Annotated in this window: 16 protein-coding genes; 7 read left to right on the top strand and 9 right to left on the bottom strand. The window is 70.9% G+C overall.

Annotation, left to right across the window (positions count from 1 at the left end):
• The first annotated feature begins 61 nt into the window (after positions 1-61).
• Together pth and AMK11_RS20420 are read left to right on the top strand one after the other, a co-directional pair.
• On the top strand, positions 62-658 hold the full coding sequence (gene pth / locus AMK11_RS20415) for an aminoacyl-tRNA hydrolase (RefSeq protein ID WP_073729279.1): 597 nt from the start codon (positions 62-64) through the stop codon (positions 656-658).
• A gap of 52 nt (positions 659-710) precedes the next feature.
• Complete coding sequence (locus tag AMK11_RS20420; RefSeq protein ID WP_079187570.1) at positions 711-1,223, top strand: hypothetical protein; 513 nt, start codon at positions 711-713, stop codon at positions 1,221-1,223.
• Positions 1,224-1,304: 81 nt separating this feature from the next.
• Here AMK11_RS20420 and ppc read toward each other — a convergent pair whose 3' ends face one another.
• Positions 1,305-4,040, bottom strand: a complete 2,736-nt coding sequence (gene ppc / locus AMK11_RS20425; RefSeq protein ID WP_073729281.1) for a phosphoenolpyruvate carboxylase — start codon at positions 4,038-4,040, stop codon at positions 1,305-1,307.
• Positions 4,041-4,330: 290 nt separating this feature from the next.
• On the opposite strand from ppc, the gene AMK11_RS20430 reads away from it, so the two are divergent.
• The 3 genes from AMK11_RS20430 to AMK11_RS20440 are packed head-to-tail and all read left to right on the top strand — an operon-like array spanning position 4,331 to position 7,219.
• Positions 4,331-5,347 (top strand): acyl-CoA desaturase, encoded by a 1,017-nt coding sequence (locus tag AMK11_RS20430; protein ID WP_073729283.1) that lies wholly within the window; start codon positions 4,331-4,333, stop codon positions 5,345-5,347.
• Positions 5,344-6,021, top strand: coding sequence for a TetR/AcrR family transcriptional regulator (locus tag AMK11_RS20435; RefSeq protein WP_073729285.1), 678 nt, complete (start codon positions 5,344-5,346; stop codon positions 6,019-6,021). Before AMK11_RS20430 ends, AMK11_RS20435 begins: the two co-directional genes overlap by 4 nt.
• A gap of 22 nt (positions 6,022-6,043) precedes the next feature.
• Entirely contained in the window at positions 6,044-7,219 is a 1,176-nt protein-coding gene (locus AMK11_RS20440) for a CaiB/BaiF CoA transferase family protein (RefSeq protein ID WP_073729287.1), read from the top strand.
• 16 nt (positions 7,220-7,235) lie between these two features.
• Here AMK11_RS20440 and AMK11_RS20445 read toward each other — a convergent pair whose 3' ends face one another.
• Together AMK11_RS20445 and AMK11_RS20450 are read right to left on the bottom strand one after the other, a co-directional pair.
• Entirely contained in the window at positions 7,236-7,613 is a 378-nt protein-coding gene (locus AMK11_RS20445; RefSeq protein ID WP_073729289.1) for a VOC family protein, read from the bottom strand.
• Positions 7,610-8,431: a trans-aconitate 2-methyltransferase gene (locus tag AMK11_RS20450; protein ID WP_073729291.1), complete on the bottom strand. Its 822-nt coding sequence runs from the start codon at positions 8,429-8,431 to the stop codon at positions 7,610-7,612. Before AMK11_RS20450 ends, AMK11_RS20445 begins: the two co-directional genes overlap by 4 nt.
• A 119-nt stretch (positions 8,432-8,550) precedes the next feature.
• On the opposite strand from AMK11_RS20450, the gene tamR reads away from it, so the two are divergent.
• Positions 8,551-9,048: a MarR family transcriptional regulator TamR gene (gene tamR / locus AMK11_RS20455; RefSeq protein ID WP_073729293.1), complete on the top strand. Its 498-nt coding sequence runs from the start codon at positions 8,551-8,553 to the stop codon at positions 9,046-9,048.
• Here the strand turns inward: tamR and AMK11_RS20460 are convergent.
• On the bottom strand, positions 9,007-9,774 hold the full coding sequence (locus AMK11_RS20460) for a response regulator transcription factor (RefSeq protein WP_073729294.1): 768 nt from the start codon (positions 9,772-9,774) through the stop codon (positions 9,007-9,009). The two genes, tamR and AMK11_RS20460, sit on opposite strands and share 42 nt — an antisense overlap.
• Before the next feature lie 259 nt (positions 9,775-10,033).
• Between AMK11_RS20460 and AMK11_RS20465 the strand changes: the two genes are divergently transcribed.
• Positions 10,034-10,492 carry a GNAT family N-acetyltransferase gene (locus AMK11_RS20465; protein ID WP_073729296.1) on the top strand — a complete coding sequence of 153 codons (459 nt, stop codon included), beginning with the start codon at positions 10,034-10,036 and terminating at the stop codon, positions 10,490-10,492.
• Positions 10,493-10,520: 28 nt separating this feature from the next.
• Here AMK11_RS20465 and AMK11_RS20470 read toward each other — a convergent pair whose 3' ends face one another.
• The 5 genes from AMK11_RS20470 to galK all read right to left on the bottom strand — a co-directional run bounded on the left by AMK11_RS20470 (position 10,521) and on the right by galK (position 14,914).
• Positions 10,521-11,120 carry a Uma2 family endonuclease gene (locus tag AMK11_RS20470; RefSeq protein WP_073729298.1) on the bottom strand — a complete coding sequence of 200 codons (600 nt, stop codon included), beginning with the start codon at positions 11,118-11,120 and terminating at the stop codon, positions 10,521-10,523.
• Between the two features lie 62 nt (positions 11,121-11,182).
• On the bottom strand, positions 11,183-11,602 hold the full coding sequence (locus AMK11_RS20475) for an ATP-binding protein (RefSeq protein WP_073729300.1): 420 nt from the start codon (positions 11,600-11,602) through the stop codon (positions 11,183-11,185).
• A 321-nt stretch (positions 11,603-11,923) separates the two neighbouring features.
• Complete coding sequence (locus AMK11_RS20485; protein ID WP_073729304.1) at positions 11,924-12,988, bottom strand: hypothetical protein; 1,065 nt, start codon at positions 12,986-12,988, stop codon at positions 11,924-11,926.
• Complete coding sequence (locus AMK11_RS20490) at positions 12,976-13,632, bottom strand: hypothetical protein (RefSeq protein ID WP_073729306.1); 657 nt, start codon at positions 13,630-13,632, stop codon at positions 12,976-12,978. Before AMK11_RS20490 ends, AMK11_RS20485 begins: the two co-directional genes overlap by 13 nt.
• Positions 13,633-13,750: 118 nt before the next feature.
• Entirely contained in the window at positions 13,751-14,914 is a 1,164-nt protein-coding gene (gene galK, locus AMK11_RS20495) for a galactokinase (RefSeq protein ID WP_073729308.1), read from the bottom strand.
• Positions 14,915-14,926: the final 12 nt, after the last annotated feature.

Raw genomic sequence — 14,926 nt, forward strand, 5'->3', positions numbered from 1 at the left:
TTCCCGTGCGGGGGCAGCGGCCGACGCGTATGTGTGTGGACGGACGCGAAGGAGACAGGACGTGACGACGGACGCGGGTGCGCCCTGGCTGGTGGCCGGTCTCGGCAATCCGGGGCCCGAGTACGCCGCGAACCGGCACAACGTCGGTTTCATGGTGGCGGATCTGCTGGCGGAGCGGATGGGGGCGCGGTTCAAGCGGCACGGGAAGGCGCAGGCGCAGGTGGTGGAGGGGCGGATCGGTCCTCCTGGGCCGGCGAACCGGCGGGTGATTCTGGCGAAGCCGATGTCGTTCATGAACGTGTCGGGCGGTCCGGTGACGGTGTTGCGGGACTTCTACAAGGTCCCGGTGGGCAACATCATCGCGGTGCACGACGAGCTGGACATCGACTACGGGGTGCTGCGGCTGAAGCTGGGTGGCGGGGACAACGGGCACAACGGGCTGAAGTCGATCACGAAGTCGCTGGGGTCGGACTATCACCGGGTGCGGTTCGGGATCGGGCGGCCGCCGGGGCGGATGCCGGTGGCGGATTTCGTGCTGAAGGATTTCGCGTCGGCGGAGCGCAAGGAGCTGGACTACTTCGTGGACCGGGCGGCGGATGCGGTGGAGGCTCTGGTGGTCGAGGGGCTGGAGCGGGCGCAGAGCACGTACAACTCGTGACTTGTCCGTGGATGGCACGCGGGTGAGTTGACCGGCCGTGCGGGCATGGCCAATGATCCCGGCCATGCCTGCCTCAGCCGTCGCCGCTGCTCGTCCTCGTCGGGTCACTCACGCCGTTCTGGGGTTCGGGCGGGTCGCGGTGATGGGGACGGTGGCGGTGCTGCTGCTGATCGCCGGGGTGTGGGCGTCGTGGGGTACGGCGCAGCACGTGATGCTGACCAAGGGGCGTGAGCGGGGGGCCGTCGAGGTGACGCGGTGCGGCGACGGTGTGTGCAGTGGTCCGTACGTGCCGGTGTCGGCGGGGTCGCAGGCGCGGGGCCGGGTGGTGCTGGAGGATTCGGTGGCCGTGGCGGAGGGGCGGACGTACTCCGTGGTGGTGAAGCCGGGCGGTGACGGTGTGGTGCGGTCGGGGCCGGCGGGGGTGCTGTTCGCGTGGGTGCCGTTGGGCGGGGCGTTGTTGCTGGCGTCCGTGGTGGTGGCCGGGGGGTTGCGGCGGACTCGGGTGGCGTGGGGGATGGCGGGGGCCGGTGTGGTGTTGCTGACGTCGGCGTTCTTCGCGGTGTGAGGGGCACGGCGCCTGTGATGTGGCGGTGCCCCGGGCTCTGGTGAGTCCGGGGCACCGTCGTTTTTCGGCTGTGGGGGTTCGTCAGCCGGTGTTGCGGAGGCCCGCTGCCACGCCGTTGACGGTGAGCAGGAGGGCTCGGGCGAGGAGCGGGTCCGCCTCCTCGCCCGCGGCGGCGGCCTCGCGCTGGCGGCCGAGGAGGGCGACCTGGAGGTAGGAGATCGGGTCGAGGTAGGCGTCGCGGATGGTGAAGGTCTGCTTGAGGACGGGGTCGGCGTCCAGCAGTTCGCTCTCGCCGGTGACGCGCAGGACCTCGGCGACGGTGAGCTCGTGTTCGGCCTTGATCCGGTCGAAGACGTGCTTGAGCTCGTCGGGGACGAGGGTGTCGACGTAGTGCTGGGCGATGCGCAGGTCGGTCTTGGCGAGGGTCATCTCGACGTTGGAGATGAAGTTGCGGAAGAAGTGCCACTGCTGGTGCATCTCGTCGAGGACGGTGTCCAGGCCGGCCTCGCGCAGGGCCTTGAGGCCGGAGCCGACGCCGTACCAGCCGGGGACGATCTGCCGGGACTGGGTCCAGCCGAAGACCCAGGGGATGGCGCGCAGTCCGTCGAGGGAGACGCCGGAGCCGGGGCGGCGGGAGGGCCGGGAGCCCAGGTGCAGGTCGGCGAGCTGGTCGACGGGCGTGGAGGCCAGGAAGTACGTGGGCAGGTCGGGGTCCTCGACCAGCTTGCGGTAGGCCGTGTGGGCGGCGTCGGAGACGACGTCCATGGCGGCGTCCCAGCGGGCGAGGGCCTCGTCGGACTGGCGGGGTGCGGTGTGCAGGGCGGAGGCCTGGAGGGTGGCGGCGACGGTCAGTTCCAGGTTCTCCCTGGCCAGGGCCGGGATGAGGTACTTGTCGGAGATGACCTCGCCCTGCTCGGTGACCTTGATCTCGCCCTCCAGGGTGCCCCAGGGCTGGGCGAGGATGGCGTCGTGGGTGGGGCCGCCGCCGCGGCCGACGGTGCCGCCGCGGCCGTGGAAGAGGCGCAGGCGTACGCCGTAGCGGTGGGCGACGTCGCGCAGGCGCCGCTGGGCGCGGTGGATCTCCCACTGGCTGGTGGTGATGCCGCCGAACTTGGAGGAGTCGGAGTAGCCGAGCATGACCTCCTGGACGTCGCCGCGCAGGGCGACCAGGCGCCGGTAGGAGGGGTCGGCGAGGAGGTCCTCGAGGATGGTGTCGGCGGCCTTGAGTTCGTCGGTGGTCTCCAGGAGCGGCACGATGCCGATCTTGGCCCAGCCGGCGTGCAGGTCGATGAGTCCGGCCTCGCGGGCGAGCACGGCCGCCGCGAAGACGTCGTCGGCGCCCTGGCACATGGAGATGATGTAGGACTCGATGACCTCGGGGCCGAAGACCTCCAGGGCGCGCTTGACGGTCTGGAAGACGCCGAGGGTCTTCTCGCCGGCGGCGTCGACGGGGGCCGGGCTGGGTGCGAGGGGGCGTCGGGAGCGCAGTTCCTTGGCGAGGAGCTTGGTGCGGTACTCGCGGGGCATGTCGGCGTAGCGCCAGGATTCCTCGCCGAGCCGGTCGAAGAGCTGGCCGAGGGCGTGGTGGTGGGCGTCGGCGTGTTCGCGGACGTCCATGGTGGCGAGCTGGAGGCCGAAGGCGGCCAGTGTGCGGATGGTGCGGGCGAGGCGGCCGTCGGCGAAGAGTCCGCCGCGGTGTTCGCGCAGGGAGGTCTGGACGATGCGCAGGTCGTCGAGGAGCTGTGCGGTGCCGAGGTAGTCGTGGCCGTCCTCGTGGGGGGTGCCGGTGGCGAGGCGCTGCTTGGTGTTCTCCAGCTTCTGCCGGATGCAGGTGGCCTTGAGCCGGTAGGGCTCCTCGGCGTTGAGGCGCTTGTAGCGGGGGCTGATCTCGGGCAGGCGTTCCAGGTCGGCCTGGAGGGACTCCAGAAGCTCCTCGGTGGCGCCCGCGTAGCGGATGGAGTTGGACAGGAAGCCGCGCAGTTCGTCGATCATCTCCAGGGCGTCGTTGATGCCGTGTTCGTGCTGGAGGATGAGGACGTCCCAGGTGACCTGGGGGGTGACGTTGGGGTTGCCGTCGCGGTCGCCGCCGATCCAGGTGCCGAAGGTGAGGGGGCGGGTGTCGTCGGGGAGCTTGACGCCGGCGCGTTCCAGTTCGGCGGTCAGGTCCTCCAGGACGTCGCCGACGGCGCCCGCGTGCAGTTCGTCGAGGTAGTAGATGGCGTTGCGGGCCTCGTCGGCGGGCTCGGGGCGGACGACGCGCAGCTCGTCGGTCTGCCACACCAGGTCGATGTTCTCGGCGAGGCGGGTGTCGAGGCGGCGGCGGTCGGACTCGTTGACCGGGGTGTCGAGGAGGGCGGCGATGCGGCGCAGCTTGTTGAGGACGGAGCGGCGGGCGGCCTCGGTGGGGTGTGCGGTGAAGACGGGGCGCACGTTGAGGTTGCGGACCGTCTCCTGGAGGTGCTCGGGGTCGGCGTCCTTCAACCGGTCGGCCGTACGGGCGAGGAGTCCGCCCTCGGCGGCTCGCTTGGCGCCGAGTTCGCGGCCGCGGTGGACCTGCTCGGTGACGTTGGCGAGGTGGAAGTAGGTGGAGAAGGCGCGTACGAGCTTGGCGGCGGTCTCCAGTTCGGTGCCGCGCAGCAGCTCGGCGGCGGCCTCGCCGTCCTCTCGGGTGAGGCGGCGGACCTTCTCGACGAGGTCCAGCAGCTCGGGGCCTTCCTGCCGTACGAGGGTCTCTCCGAGGAGGTCACCCAGCCGGCGGATGTCGGCACGCAGTTCGCTGCTGGTCGTCGTGGTGGTCTGGTCGTCGGCACTGCTCACAGGTGCGGCTCCTTGCAGTGTTGAAGCTCGTCTGGGAGGGAACCCGGACGGCGTCTCGCGCGGCGGGCGCCGCTTACGGGGCCGGACGTCCGGGAAGTATTCCGAGCGGACCGCGCTGTCCGACCGGCTCCCAGGATAGGTGTCGGCCAGGACGCGCAGGTTCTCGGGCTCTTGCCGCGGGGCGACGCACTGCCATACTTACGTCGCCGTAGGTTACGGAACCGTAGGAAGTGTGCATGGTTCTGGCAGCCCGGCACCGGACACCACCCTCGACCCCACAGGGGACGCGCATGACCTCGAGTTCCGATGTGATCGCAGACGCTTCGAAGCCTCCTGAGCCGCCCGGCGGCTCGGCCCCTTCCGCGACGCTGGGGGGTGAGCAGAAGCGGTCCATCGAGCAGATCACGCTGTTGTTGTTCATCGCCGTTCCGTTCCTGGCGCTGGTGGCGGCGGTGCCGCTGGCGTGGGGGTGGGGGGTGAGCTGGCTGGACCTGGGGTTGCTGGTCTTCTTCTACTTCCTGGGCTGCCACGGCATCACCATCGGCTTCCACCGTCACTTCACCCACGGCTCCTTCAAGGCGAAGCGGCCGCTGAAGATCGCGTTGGCGATCGCGGGTTCGATGGCGGTGGAGGGGCCGCTGGTGCGGTGGGTGGCGGATCACCGCAAGCACCACAAGTTCTCCGACGACGAGGGCGATCCGCATTCGCCGTGGCGGTACGGCGAGACGGTGCCGGCGCTGATCAAGGGCCTGTGGTGGGCGCACATCGCGTGGATGTTCGACGAGGAGCAGACGCCGCAGGAGAAGTACGCCCCGGATCTGATCAAGGATCCGGCGCTGCGTGCGATCTCCCGCCAGTTCATCCTGTGGACAGTGGTGTCGCTGGCTCTTCCGGCGCTGATCGGCGGGCTGGTCACGATGTCGTGGTGGGGCGCGTTCACCGGCTTCTTCTGGGGTTCACTCGTCCGGGTGGCGCTGTTGCACCACGTGACGTGGTCGATCAACTCGATCTGTCACGCGGTCGGCAAGCGTCCGTTCAAGTCGCGGGACCGTTCGGGCAACGTGTGGTGGCTGGCGGTCCTGTCGTGCGGTGAGTCCTGGCACAACCTGCACCACGCCGATCCGACGTCGGCGCGGCACGGTGTGATGCGGGGCCAGCTGGACTCGTCGGCGCGGCTGATCCGCTGGTTCGAGCAGTTCGGGTGGGCGTACGACGTGCGGTGGCCGTCACGCTCGCGTATCGATTCCCGCCGCAACACGGACCAAGATTCCTCCCGGCGCCGGAAGGAAACCGTCGAGGCGGCATGATGGTCGCTGTGGCGACCGACTCCAGCAGCACCCCGAGCAATGAGAAGCCGCGGCGTGCGCGTCGCACCCGGATGACCGGTGCCGAGCGCCGCCAGCAGCTGCTGGAGATCGGTCGCACCCTCTTCGCGGCGAAGGGTTTCGAGGGCACGTCGGTGGAGGAGATCGCGGCGAAGGCCGGGGTTTCCAAGCCGGTGGTGTACGAGCACTTCGGCGGCAAGGAGGGCTTGTACGCGGTGGTGGTCGACCGGGAGATGCGGCGCCTGCTGGACATGGTGACCAGCTCCCTGACCGCCGGCCACCCGCGGGAGCTGTGCGAGCAGGCGGCCTTCGCGCTCCTCGACTACATCGAGGAGTACACGGACGGCTTCCGCATCCTGGTCCGCGACTCCCCCATCCCGCAGTCGACGGGCTCGTTCGCCTCCCTCATCTCGGACATCGCCACCCAGGTGGAGGACATCCTGGGCCGCGAGTTCAAGAGCCGCGGTTTCGACGCCAAGCTGGCCCCGCTGTACGCGCAGGCGCTGGTCGGCATGGTGGCGCTGACGGGGCAGTGGTGGCTGGACGTGCGCAAGCCGAAGAAGGCGGAGGTGGCGGCGCACCTGGTGAACCTGGCGTGGCACGGCCTGGACGGCCTGGAGCCGAAGCCGCGCCTGATAGGGCACCGGAAGAACTAGGACCGTACCGGAGCCGGAGCCCATGCAGCCGCTGCGCGGAATCACCGTCGTCTCACTCGAACAGGCGGTCGCCGCTCCCTACGCCAGCCGTCAGCTCGCCGATCTCGGCGCGCGGGTGATCAAGGTGGAGCGTCCGGGGGCGGGTGACTTCGCCCGCGCCTACGACACCCGGGTGAAGGGTCTGAGCTCGCACTTCGTGTGGGTGAACCGCAACAAGGAGTCCGTGACCCTCGACTTCAAGGACCCGCGGGGCATGGCGGTGCTGCGCCGTCTGATCGCGGGCGCGGACGTGTTCCTGCAGAACCTGGCGCCGGGTGCGGCGGCCCGCGCGGGGCTCGGTTCCGGGGAACTGCGGGAGCGGCACCCGTCGCTGATCGTGTGCGACATCTCCGGTTACGGCTCGCCCGGCCCGTACGAGGGCCGCAAGGCGTACGACCTGATGGTGCAGGCCGAGTCGGGGCTGCTGTCGGTGACGGGGACGCCGGAGGAGATGGCGAAGGTGGGCGTCTCGGTGTCGGACATCGCCGCCGGGATGTACGCGTACAGCTCGGTCCTGGCGGCGCTGCTGGAGCGGGGCCGCACGGGCCGGGGCGCGCATCTGGACGTGTCGATGCTGGAGGCCACCGTGGAGTGGATGGGCTTCCCGTTGTACTACGCCGTCGACGGCGCGGGGCCGCCGCCGCGGGCCGGTGCCGCACACGCGACGATCCACCCGTACGGCCCCTTCACTGCGGGTGACGGGAAGACCGTCATGATGGCGATCCAGAACGAGCGCGAGTGGCACGGTTTCTGTGCGGAGTTCCTGGGGCGCCCGGAGCTGGCCGAGGACCCGCGGTTCGCCACGAACGCGGACCGCAACGCGCACCGGGATGAGCTGGGCGAGCTGATCGCGGCCCGGTTCGCGGAGCTGACCGGTGCGGAGGCGGTCGAGCTGCTCGGCGCGGTGCCGGTGGCGAACGCGCGGGTGAACACGCTCGCCGAGGTGTGGGACCACCCGCAGCTGGCCGCGCGGGGGCGCCGGCACGAGGTGCCCACGCCGGCCGGTCCGGTGCCGGCGTTCGCACCGCCGGGTCCGACGGGGGCGGCGCCCCGTATGGAGGCGGTCCCGGCGCTGGGCGAGCACACCCGTGCCGTCCTCGGGGAGCTGGGCCTGTCCGGGGAGGAGATCGACGCGCTGGTCGCGGCGGGGGTGGCGTGAGCGCCGCCGCCCGGCGTCACGGCTGCCTCGGCGGGTCCGGTTCCAGGAACTCCAGGCGGTTGCCGACGGGGTCGGCGCAGTAGAAGCGCCGGTGGCCGGGGAGGTCGTCGTCCCAGGTCACGGGTGTGCCATGGGCCTCCAGCCGGGCGGCGTACGCCTCGATGCCGGTGACGCGGAGCCCGGGGTGGGCCTTGCGGGCGGGCCGGAAGCCGGTCGTCTCGACGCCCAGGTGGAGCTGGACCGTTCCCGCCCGGAACCAGCAGCCGGCGCGGGCGGTGAGCGCGGGCGGCTTGGGCACCTCGGTCAGGCCCAGGACCCCGGCGTAGAAGGCGCGCAGCGCCTCCTCGGCGCCGGGCGGCGCGGCGAGCTGGACGTGGTCGAGGGCAGTGATCACCGGTCGGCCGGCTTCCGGGCGACGGCGAAGATCCGGCGGAAGGGGAACGGGGTGCCGTGCGGCCCCGGCGGGTAGGCGGCGCGCAGGACGGTGCGGTACTCCTCGACGAAGGCGGCGCGGGCCTCGGGGTCGTCGTCGAGGGCGGTGAGCACGGGCCGCAGTCCCGTCCCCTTCACCCAGTCCAGTACGGGGTCGTCGCCGGGCAGCAGGTGGACGTACGTCGTCTCCCACACGTCGGCGGTGCAGCCGGCGGCGGTCAGGTGGGCGAGGTAGGCCTCGGGGGTGAGGACGGCGTCGTCGTGGCGGAGGGTGCCGGCGAGGCGGTGGCGCCAGCGCGGGGAGTGGGCGAGTTCGCGCATCAGGCGGTGGCTGGGGGCGGCGAAGTTGCCGGGGACCTGGAAGGCGAGGACGCCGCCGGGGGCGAGGCCCGCGATCCAGTCGGGGAACCGTTCCACGTGCCCGGGGATCCACTGGAGGGTGGCGTTGCTGATGACGAGGTCGTGAGGTTCGGCGGGGGTCCAGGTGCGGGCGTCGGCGGGGGCGAAGTCGACGTGGCCGCCGTCGGCGGTGTCGCCGGCGTGCTGCCGGGCGCGTTCCAGCATCTCGGCGGAGTTGTCGTAGCCGGTGATGCGGGCGGTGGGCCAGCGGTCGGCGAGCAGGGTGGTGACGTTGCCGGGGCCGCAGCCGAGGTCGGCGACGCGGGGCCGGTCGCCGGGCAGGTCGGGGACGCGGGCGAGGAGGTCGGCGAAGGGGCGGGCGCGGGGGCCGGCGTGGCGCAGGTACTGGGCGGGGTCCCAGGTGGGGGCGGTGGCGGGCATGGGGCCTCCAGAGGCGTGCTGTCCGGGCCGGGTACCCAGCGTCACCCCACCCCTATCTCGACGTCAAGAGAGTCGACATCAAGAGACTTCACGTCGACACAACCACTACACTGATCGTCATGGAGGACGAGGTCGATCGGCTGGTCGCAGCGTGGCGCCGGGAGCGCCCGGACCTCGACGTGGAACCGCTCGAGGTACTGAGCCGGGTCAGCAGGCTCGCCCGGCACCTGGACCGCGCCCGCCGCATCGCCTTCTCCGAGCACAATCTCGAGCCGTGGGAGTTCGACGTCCTGACGGCCCTGCGCCGCGCGGGCACCCCGTACCAGCTCTCCCCGGGCCAGCTCCTCACCCAGACCCTGGTCACCTCCGGCACGATGACCAACCGCATCGACCGCCTCGCCAAGAAGGGCCTGGTGGAGCGCCTGCCCGACCCCAGCGACCGGCGCGGCGTACTGGTCCGGCTCACGGACGAGGGCCGGGACCGCGCCGACCAGTCCCTGGCGGGCCTGCTGGCCCAGGAGCGCGCGATCCTGGCCGAGCTCTCCCGCGCCCAGCGCGGCGAACTGGCGGGTCTGCTACGCCAGCTGACCGCCCCGTTCGACAACATCCCCGGTTAAATCGGCCGGTCCCACTCCGGCCCGCCGCGCCAGCGCGACGGCGGCGAGCGTCGAGTGCACGCCCAGCTTCCCCAGTACGTTCTGCATGTGGGTGCGCACGGTGTGCGGGGACAGGTACAGCCGCTCGGCGACCGCCTTGCGCCCGAGCCCGGCCACCATGCAGCGCAGCACCTCCCGCTCGCGCGGGGTCAGCGACTCCACCAGCCGCTCGCTCTCGGTGCGGTGCTTGCGGGCGGCGGTCAGCTCGCGCAGGACGCCGGTGAGCAGCGCGGGCGGCAGATGCGTCTCGTCCCGCAGCACGCCCCGGATCACACTGAGCAGCCGCGACAGCGAGCAGTCCTTCGCCACCCACCCAGAGGCCCCGGCCCCCAGCGCGAGGGCCGCCCGCCGGGGATCGTCCTTCTCGGCGAGGACGACGATCCGCACGCCCGGCTGCCCCGACCGCACCCCGGCGACCAGCGAGATCCCGTCGACCAGCCCGTCCTCGTTGCCCTCGCGCACCGGCACGGCGGGCCGCGCGCCGGGCACGTGTCCGCCCAGGTCGGCGTCGACGAGCAGTACGTCGTACCGCCGTCCCTCGGACGCGGCCCGCTCCAGGCAGCGCAGCGCGGCCGGGCCGCTGCCGGCCGCGGAGACCTCCACGTCCGGCTCGGCCGCCAGCGCGGCGGCGAGCGACTCGGCGAAGATGCGATGGTCGTCGACGACCAGGACACGGATACGAACCACGAAACCCCCCTCCCCCAGGCTCCTGGCGGAGCAGGGGCACCATCGTCTGTCCGGCCACGAAACGCGGAAGACGACACCGGGACGGGGCGCCGCAGCCGCACGGCCGCCGCCGTGCAGTGACCGCCACCCCCGCCCCGGGCGCCGTACCCGGCTGTCTCGCCCCCTGAACGGCACCGGCCCCCACCGGTGTTGTTCATCAGAGTACGGGCGGGCGCCGGGAGCGGAAGGCTATTTGCAGAACTGACAGCCCGACGCGTTTATGGTGAGCCGCATGTTTCGTCTCGTGACAGAAGTGGACAGGACACGGCGCGATCTGCTGCGCACCCGCCTCCGGGAGACGAACACGACGGCCTCGTCCGTCCTGCGCTCCCTGCGCGGAACCCCTCACGAACGCGAACACCCCCTGCACGTCTGGGTCCTCGACCAGTCGTCCGGCGCCCTGGCCGGCGGCCTCGTCGGCCACACCTGGGCGACCTGGCTGCACGTGACGTACCTGTGGGTCGACGACCCCCACCGCGGCACGGGCCTGGGCTCCGCCCTCCTCACCGAGGCGGAACGAACGGCCCGCGACGAACGGGGCTGCGCGGCGGCCCGCGTGGAGACGTGGGACTTCCAGGCGCCGGACTTCTACCGGAAGCAGGGGTACGAGGTGGTGTGCGTGATCCCGGACTATCCGCCGGGGGTCACGGAGTACACGCTGGTGAGGCGGCTGGGGTGAGCGGGGGCGGAACTTGCGGAGCTCGGTGTCACTCGGACTCCAGCCCCATGTCCTTCGCGCTGTAACGGGGCAGCCCGGCCGTCTCGACGGTCCAGGTACCGAGCTCCGTGGCGAGGGTGACCGCCTTGCCGTACGGGAGGTGAAGCCGGTTCTCGTAGGCGGGGCGCCCCTCGCTCCGGCCGATGCCCCACTGGTAGGTCCAGGTGCCGTCGCGCGGGTCGAGGATCAGGTAGTGAGGGATGCCCATGGCGGGGTAGTCGCGGCTCTTGTCGCGGTAGTCGTTGTCGGGGTTGGAGGGGGAGACGATCTCGATCGCCAGGACGATCTCGTGGGGGTCGAGGGGGTCGTCGGTCTGCATGGCGTCGCCGGAACAGACGAGGATGTCCGGAATCCGCAGCGTGCCGAGGGACGCGTCGTCGATGTCGGTCGCCTCGAACGCGAACAATCCCTCGGGAACCTGAGCATCGAGCTGCCGGGACACCAGCTTCGCGGTGAGCTGATGGCGGGGCCGCGGGCTCATCATCATCACAAGCTGCCCGTTACTGATCTCGGGCCAGGCGAAGCCCGGCGGCGGAGTCATACGATCACGGCGGTGGCGCAGTCGCCGGTACAGGGTCTCCTGAGTCATGGGTCCTCCCGGCCTCCAGTATGAAGGCGCCGGTCTTGCACTGCGGGCGCGCGTCGTCCCACTCACCCCGCACCGACCGAGACGTCCGCCGCGGCCCCGACGGCGACCTCGGCCCAGACCGTCAGACCTCCACCCGCCCGCCGTGTCCCCCACCGTCCCGCCAGCGCATCGGTGATCAACAGACCTCGCCCGCGTTCACACTCCGCCCCGGCCGCAGTCGCCGACGGCGTACCGCCGCTCCTGCCGCTGTCGGTCACCCCGACCGTGACCACGTCGCCGGTGTGGCGGACGTCCGGGGAGTCGTCCCGCAGATAGGTAAGCCGCCATTGCCCCCGAGTGACGATGTCAGTCTCGTGGAGCTTGTAACCCAGTTCGAAGGCCACCGCCGCGATTCTGTTGCTCTGCGATACCTCTCGGCCTGTCAGCGTGATCTCTGCGGTGCCTCGCCCATCGAAGTAGGCGAGGATCTGTTCATCTTTCATGAGTGGCTTCACTTTCCGGCTACTACCGCAGTCACCCCCTCGAACGCGAGCCCGAACGGCAGAGCACCCAGTGCATCCTGCGCGAGGGTTCGGTTGGAGACCACGCGTCACCGCCAACAGTCCGCGCCGTTCCGTGGAGCGCAAGCGCCCCGCCGGAGAAGCCGCCCGCCACCGTACCCACCGTTACGGATGCCAAGGCGAGAGGCGGGAAGAACACACTGAGACCGAGCATGACGAGCGAGATCGCGGCCAGCGCGGCGCTCACATTCGCCAGTACGTCACCGAGGGCAGCGATGGGCGTGAGCATGCTCGCCTCACGGTTCAGCGGTTGACGGCCTGGATCTCCTGGACCACGACATCCTGGTCGGCGCCGAACTGGCCGTCGGGAAGGTCGCCTCCCTCGCCGGTCGTGCTCGTCCAGCTGATCTTCCAGGTGACGGTCGCTTGGAGTTTGTAAGAGCCGTCGCCGGATGAACGTAGGTACTTCACTCCACAGGGCGGGGTCTCGTCGGCCTTCCCCTTGGCGTAGGGCTCACCGATCTGACCGTCACGGATCTCGCACTGGCCGGAGGCGGGGTACGTGACGGCGTCGTCCGTGCCGGGAGAGATTTCCAGCGAAACGGGCTCGGCCGTCGTCGTCGCGCTGAGGCCGAGGAGCGGGACGGACGCGGTGACGGAGACCGGTTCGAAGTCTGCGGTGTCCAGCCATGCCCAGGTCGGGAGGTTGACCTTGGTGGCGTCTGCGGGGGCGAGTTCCACTTCGGTGGAAGGGACGCGGATCTCTGCGTAGGCGAGCTGGGCAAGCGTCTCAACGTTGATGGCCTGCGGGACATCGGCCGGCGGGGCGGCCCCCTCGTCGACCCAGAAGGGCAGCTCGTCGCATTCCTGGGAGGCTGGGTCCGTTTCCCGCCCCTCGGTGATGTACGCGTCCCACCAGTAGCCCTCGCCCTCCTTTTCCTTGTTGAAGTCCTTGTAGGGCTCGCCGTTGACGAAGTGATTCTGCGTCTTCAAAGCCCATTCGGGGCTGGGAGCGCTGCTTTCCCACACCTGGCGCATCTGCGCCTCGATCTCCTTGGGCGTGTATGCCGGCGCGTAGTAGCAGGCGGGGGGCGTCCAGGACGTGGACGAGGCCGTGACCGCTCCGGTCGCCTCCCCGGCGCCGTTCTTCGAGCGGTCGAACACGATCGTTCCGCTGACCCCGGACTTGAGGGTGTCACCCTCGCGTTCTCCCGAGGCACTGGTGTCCGTCCCGGTCCCGCCGCCGAACTCTCCGCCGTTCCCCGAGCCCGTCCGGTCTGCCATCGCGGCAGGGGGCACGCCCAGCGTCAGCAGTAGGACAGTCGCCGCCACCGTCGCGTGCCTCAGGGGTCGCTTCACTGCTGGCATGCCGAGGCTCCCCGAGTCGCAACGAGCTTCGTCGTCTCCCAGACGCCGTCATCGTTGAGACGCAGTTGCCCGGTGTAGGCGACATAGCTGTTCTCGGAGGCGATGGTCCTTTTGACCTCGCCAGTCTTGATGACCTTGTCATACGCCTTGGACTCGTCCGCGCAATAGCCGATCGCCGCAGAATCCTCGGAGTTCACCTCCACCTTGCGGTCGTAGTAACGCACAGTTCCGGTGATGGCCAGGCCGCCGTCCACGTATCCCTTGACCCAGTCGTGCGCCGCCGCAGCCGCTTCGCCTTCGGTGTAGAACTCGAGCGCCGGCAATTCAGGGTCGCCGGCGACGATGGCTGCGTCCATGGCTTTCACGAATTCCGCGTTATCGCGTAGTACCGCGTCCTTCGCGGCGTCACCGGTCTTCTCCGGCGTGAAGACGTCCTTGACGTCCGGCGGCAGGGTGATCTTCGGGCGTCCGACAGAACCCGACGCACTCGGCGAAGCTGAGGCCGAAGCTGCACCACCCGTATCCGCCCCCGCGATCTTGTCGTTGCCCTCGGAATTCTCCTCACCGCCCCCACAGGCGGACAGCGACAGAGCTGCGACGGCGGTCAACGCGGCAGCGGCGAGCAGGGTGGGGCGGCGGTTCACGGATGGCTCCCGGTGGGGCGAGGGTTCTCACGAGTGAGGCAACGCTATCGACCGGGCCTGGTGAGGGGGTAGTTGGGTTTGCGTCAGCACCGCCTTGCCGAGGACTGCCCCGAGGGCGTCACCCCACCCGCCGCGCCCCCGCCGAAGGCACCGCCTCGAACACCCGCGGCGCGGTGAAGCCCGCTGCCGCGAAGGCCTCCTCCACCGCCTTCGTGATGGCGTCCACGTCGGAGACGTCGGCCAGGACGATCGCCGAGCCGCCGAAGCCGCCGCCGGTCATGCGGGCGCCGAGGGCGCCGGAGGCGAGGGCCGTGTCGACGACGAGGTCCAGTTCGGGGCAGGAGATGCGGAAGTCGTCCCGCAGGGAGGTGTGGCCCTCGACGAGGACGGGGCCGATGGCGCGGGTGTCGCCGGATTCGAGGAGGGCCACCACCCGCTCGACGCGCTCGTCCTCCGTGACGACGTGCCGGACCAGGCGGCGGACCTCCTCGTCGTCGGCCAGGCGCTCCAGCGCCGCGTCGAGTTCGGCGTACGGGACGTCCCGCAGGGCGTCGACGCCCAGCAGCGCCGCGCCCTTCTCGCAGCCGGCGCGGCGTTTGCCGTACTCGCCCTCGCTGTGGGAGTGCTTGACCTGCGTGTCCACGACGAGGAGGCGCATGCCCTCGGCCGCGAGGTCGAAGGGGATCTGGCGCTGGGAGAGGTCGCGGGTGTCGAGGAAGAGGGCGTGGCCCGCCTCGCAGCAGGCGGAGGCGGTCTGGTCCATGATGCCGACGGGGGCGCCGACGTAGACGTTCTCCGCGCGCTGGCACAGGCGGGCGAGCTGCCAGCCGCGCAGGCCGAGGGAGTAGAGGTCGTTGAGGGCGAGGGCGACCACTACTTCCAGGGCCGCCGAGGAGGACAGGCCCGCGCCGGACGGGACCGTGGAGGCGAGGTGGATGTCGGCGCCGGTCAGTTCGTGGCCGGCCTCGCGCAGTGCCCAGACCACGCCCGAGGGGTACGCGGTCCAGGACTTGTCCGACTCGGGGGCCAGGTCGGCCACGCGCAGCTCGGCGACACCGGCGTCGATGTCGGCCGAGTGCAGGCGCAGGAGTCCGTCGTCCCGGCGGGAGACGGCCGCGACCGCGGTGTGCGGCAGGGCGAAGGGCATGACGAAGCCGTCGTTGTAGTCGGTGTGTTCGCCGATGAGGTTGACGCGGCCGGGGGCCGCCCAGATCCCCTCCGGCTCCGCGCCGTACAGCTCGCGGAACCGCTCGCCGACGGCCTTCACCACTGCCTCGCCCATGCCCTGCCCCTC

It is taken from the genome of Streptomyces sp. CB02414 (genome assembly GCF_001905385.1).
Classification (GTDB): domain Bacteria; phylum Actinomycetota; class Actinomycetes; order Streptomycetales; family Streptomycetaceae; genus Streptomyces.

Coding starts and splice junctions, on each gene's coding strand:
- AMK11_RS20475 (WP_073729300.1), bottom strand. CDS start 11,602: ATGAAAGATGAACAGATCCTCGCCTACTTCGATGGGCGAGGCACCGCA.
- AMK11_RS20465 (WP_073729296.1), top strand. CDS start 10,034: ATGGTGAGCCGCATGTTTCGTCTCGTGACAGAAGTGGACAGGACACGG.
- AMK11_RS20440 (WP_073729287.1), top strand. CDS start 6,044: ATGCAGCCGCTGCGCGGAATCACCGTCGTCTCACTCGAACAGGCGGTC.
- AMK11_RS20450 (WP_073729291.1), bottom strand. CDS start 8,431: ATGCCCGCCACCGCCCCCACCTGGGACCCCGCCCAGTACCTGCGCCAC.
- AMK11_RS20485 (WP_073729304.1), bottom strand. CDS start 12,988: ATGCCAGCAGTGAAGCGACCCCTGAGGCACGCGACGGTGGCGGCGACT.
- AMK11_RS20420 (WP_079187570.1), top strand. CDS start 711: ATGATCCCGGCCATGCCTGCCTCAGCCGTCGCCGCTGCTCGTCCTCGT.
- galK (WP_073729308.1), bottom strand. CDS start 14,914: ATGGGCGAGGCAGTGGTGAAGGCCGTCGGCGAGCGGTTCCGCGAGCTG.
- tamR (WP_073729293.1), top strand. CDS start 8,551: ATGGAGGACGAGGTCGATCGGCTGGTCGCAGCGTGGCGCCGGGAGCGC.
- AMK11_RS20470 (WP_073729298.1), bottom strand. CDS start 11,120: ATGACTCAGGAGACCCTGTACCGGCGACTGCGCCACCGCCGTGATCGT.
- AMK11_RS20430 (WP_073729283.1), top strand. CDS start 4,331: ATGACCTCGAGTTCCGATGTGATCGCAGACGCTTCGAAGCCTCCTGAG.
- AMK11_RS20435 (WP_073729285.1), top strand. CDS start 5,344: ATGATGGTCGCTGTGGCGACCGACTCCAGCAGCACCCCGAGCAATGAG.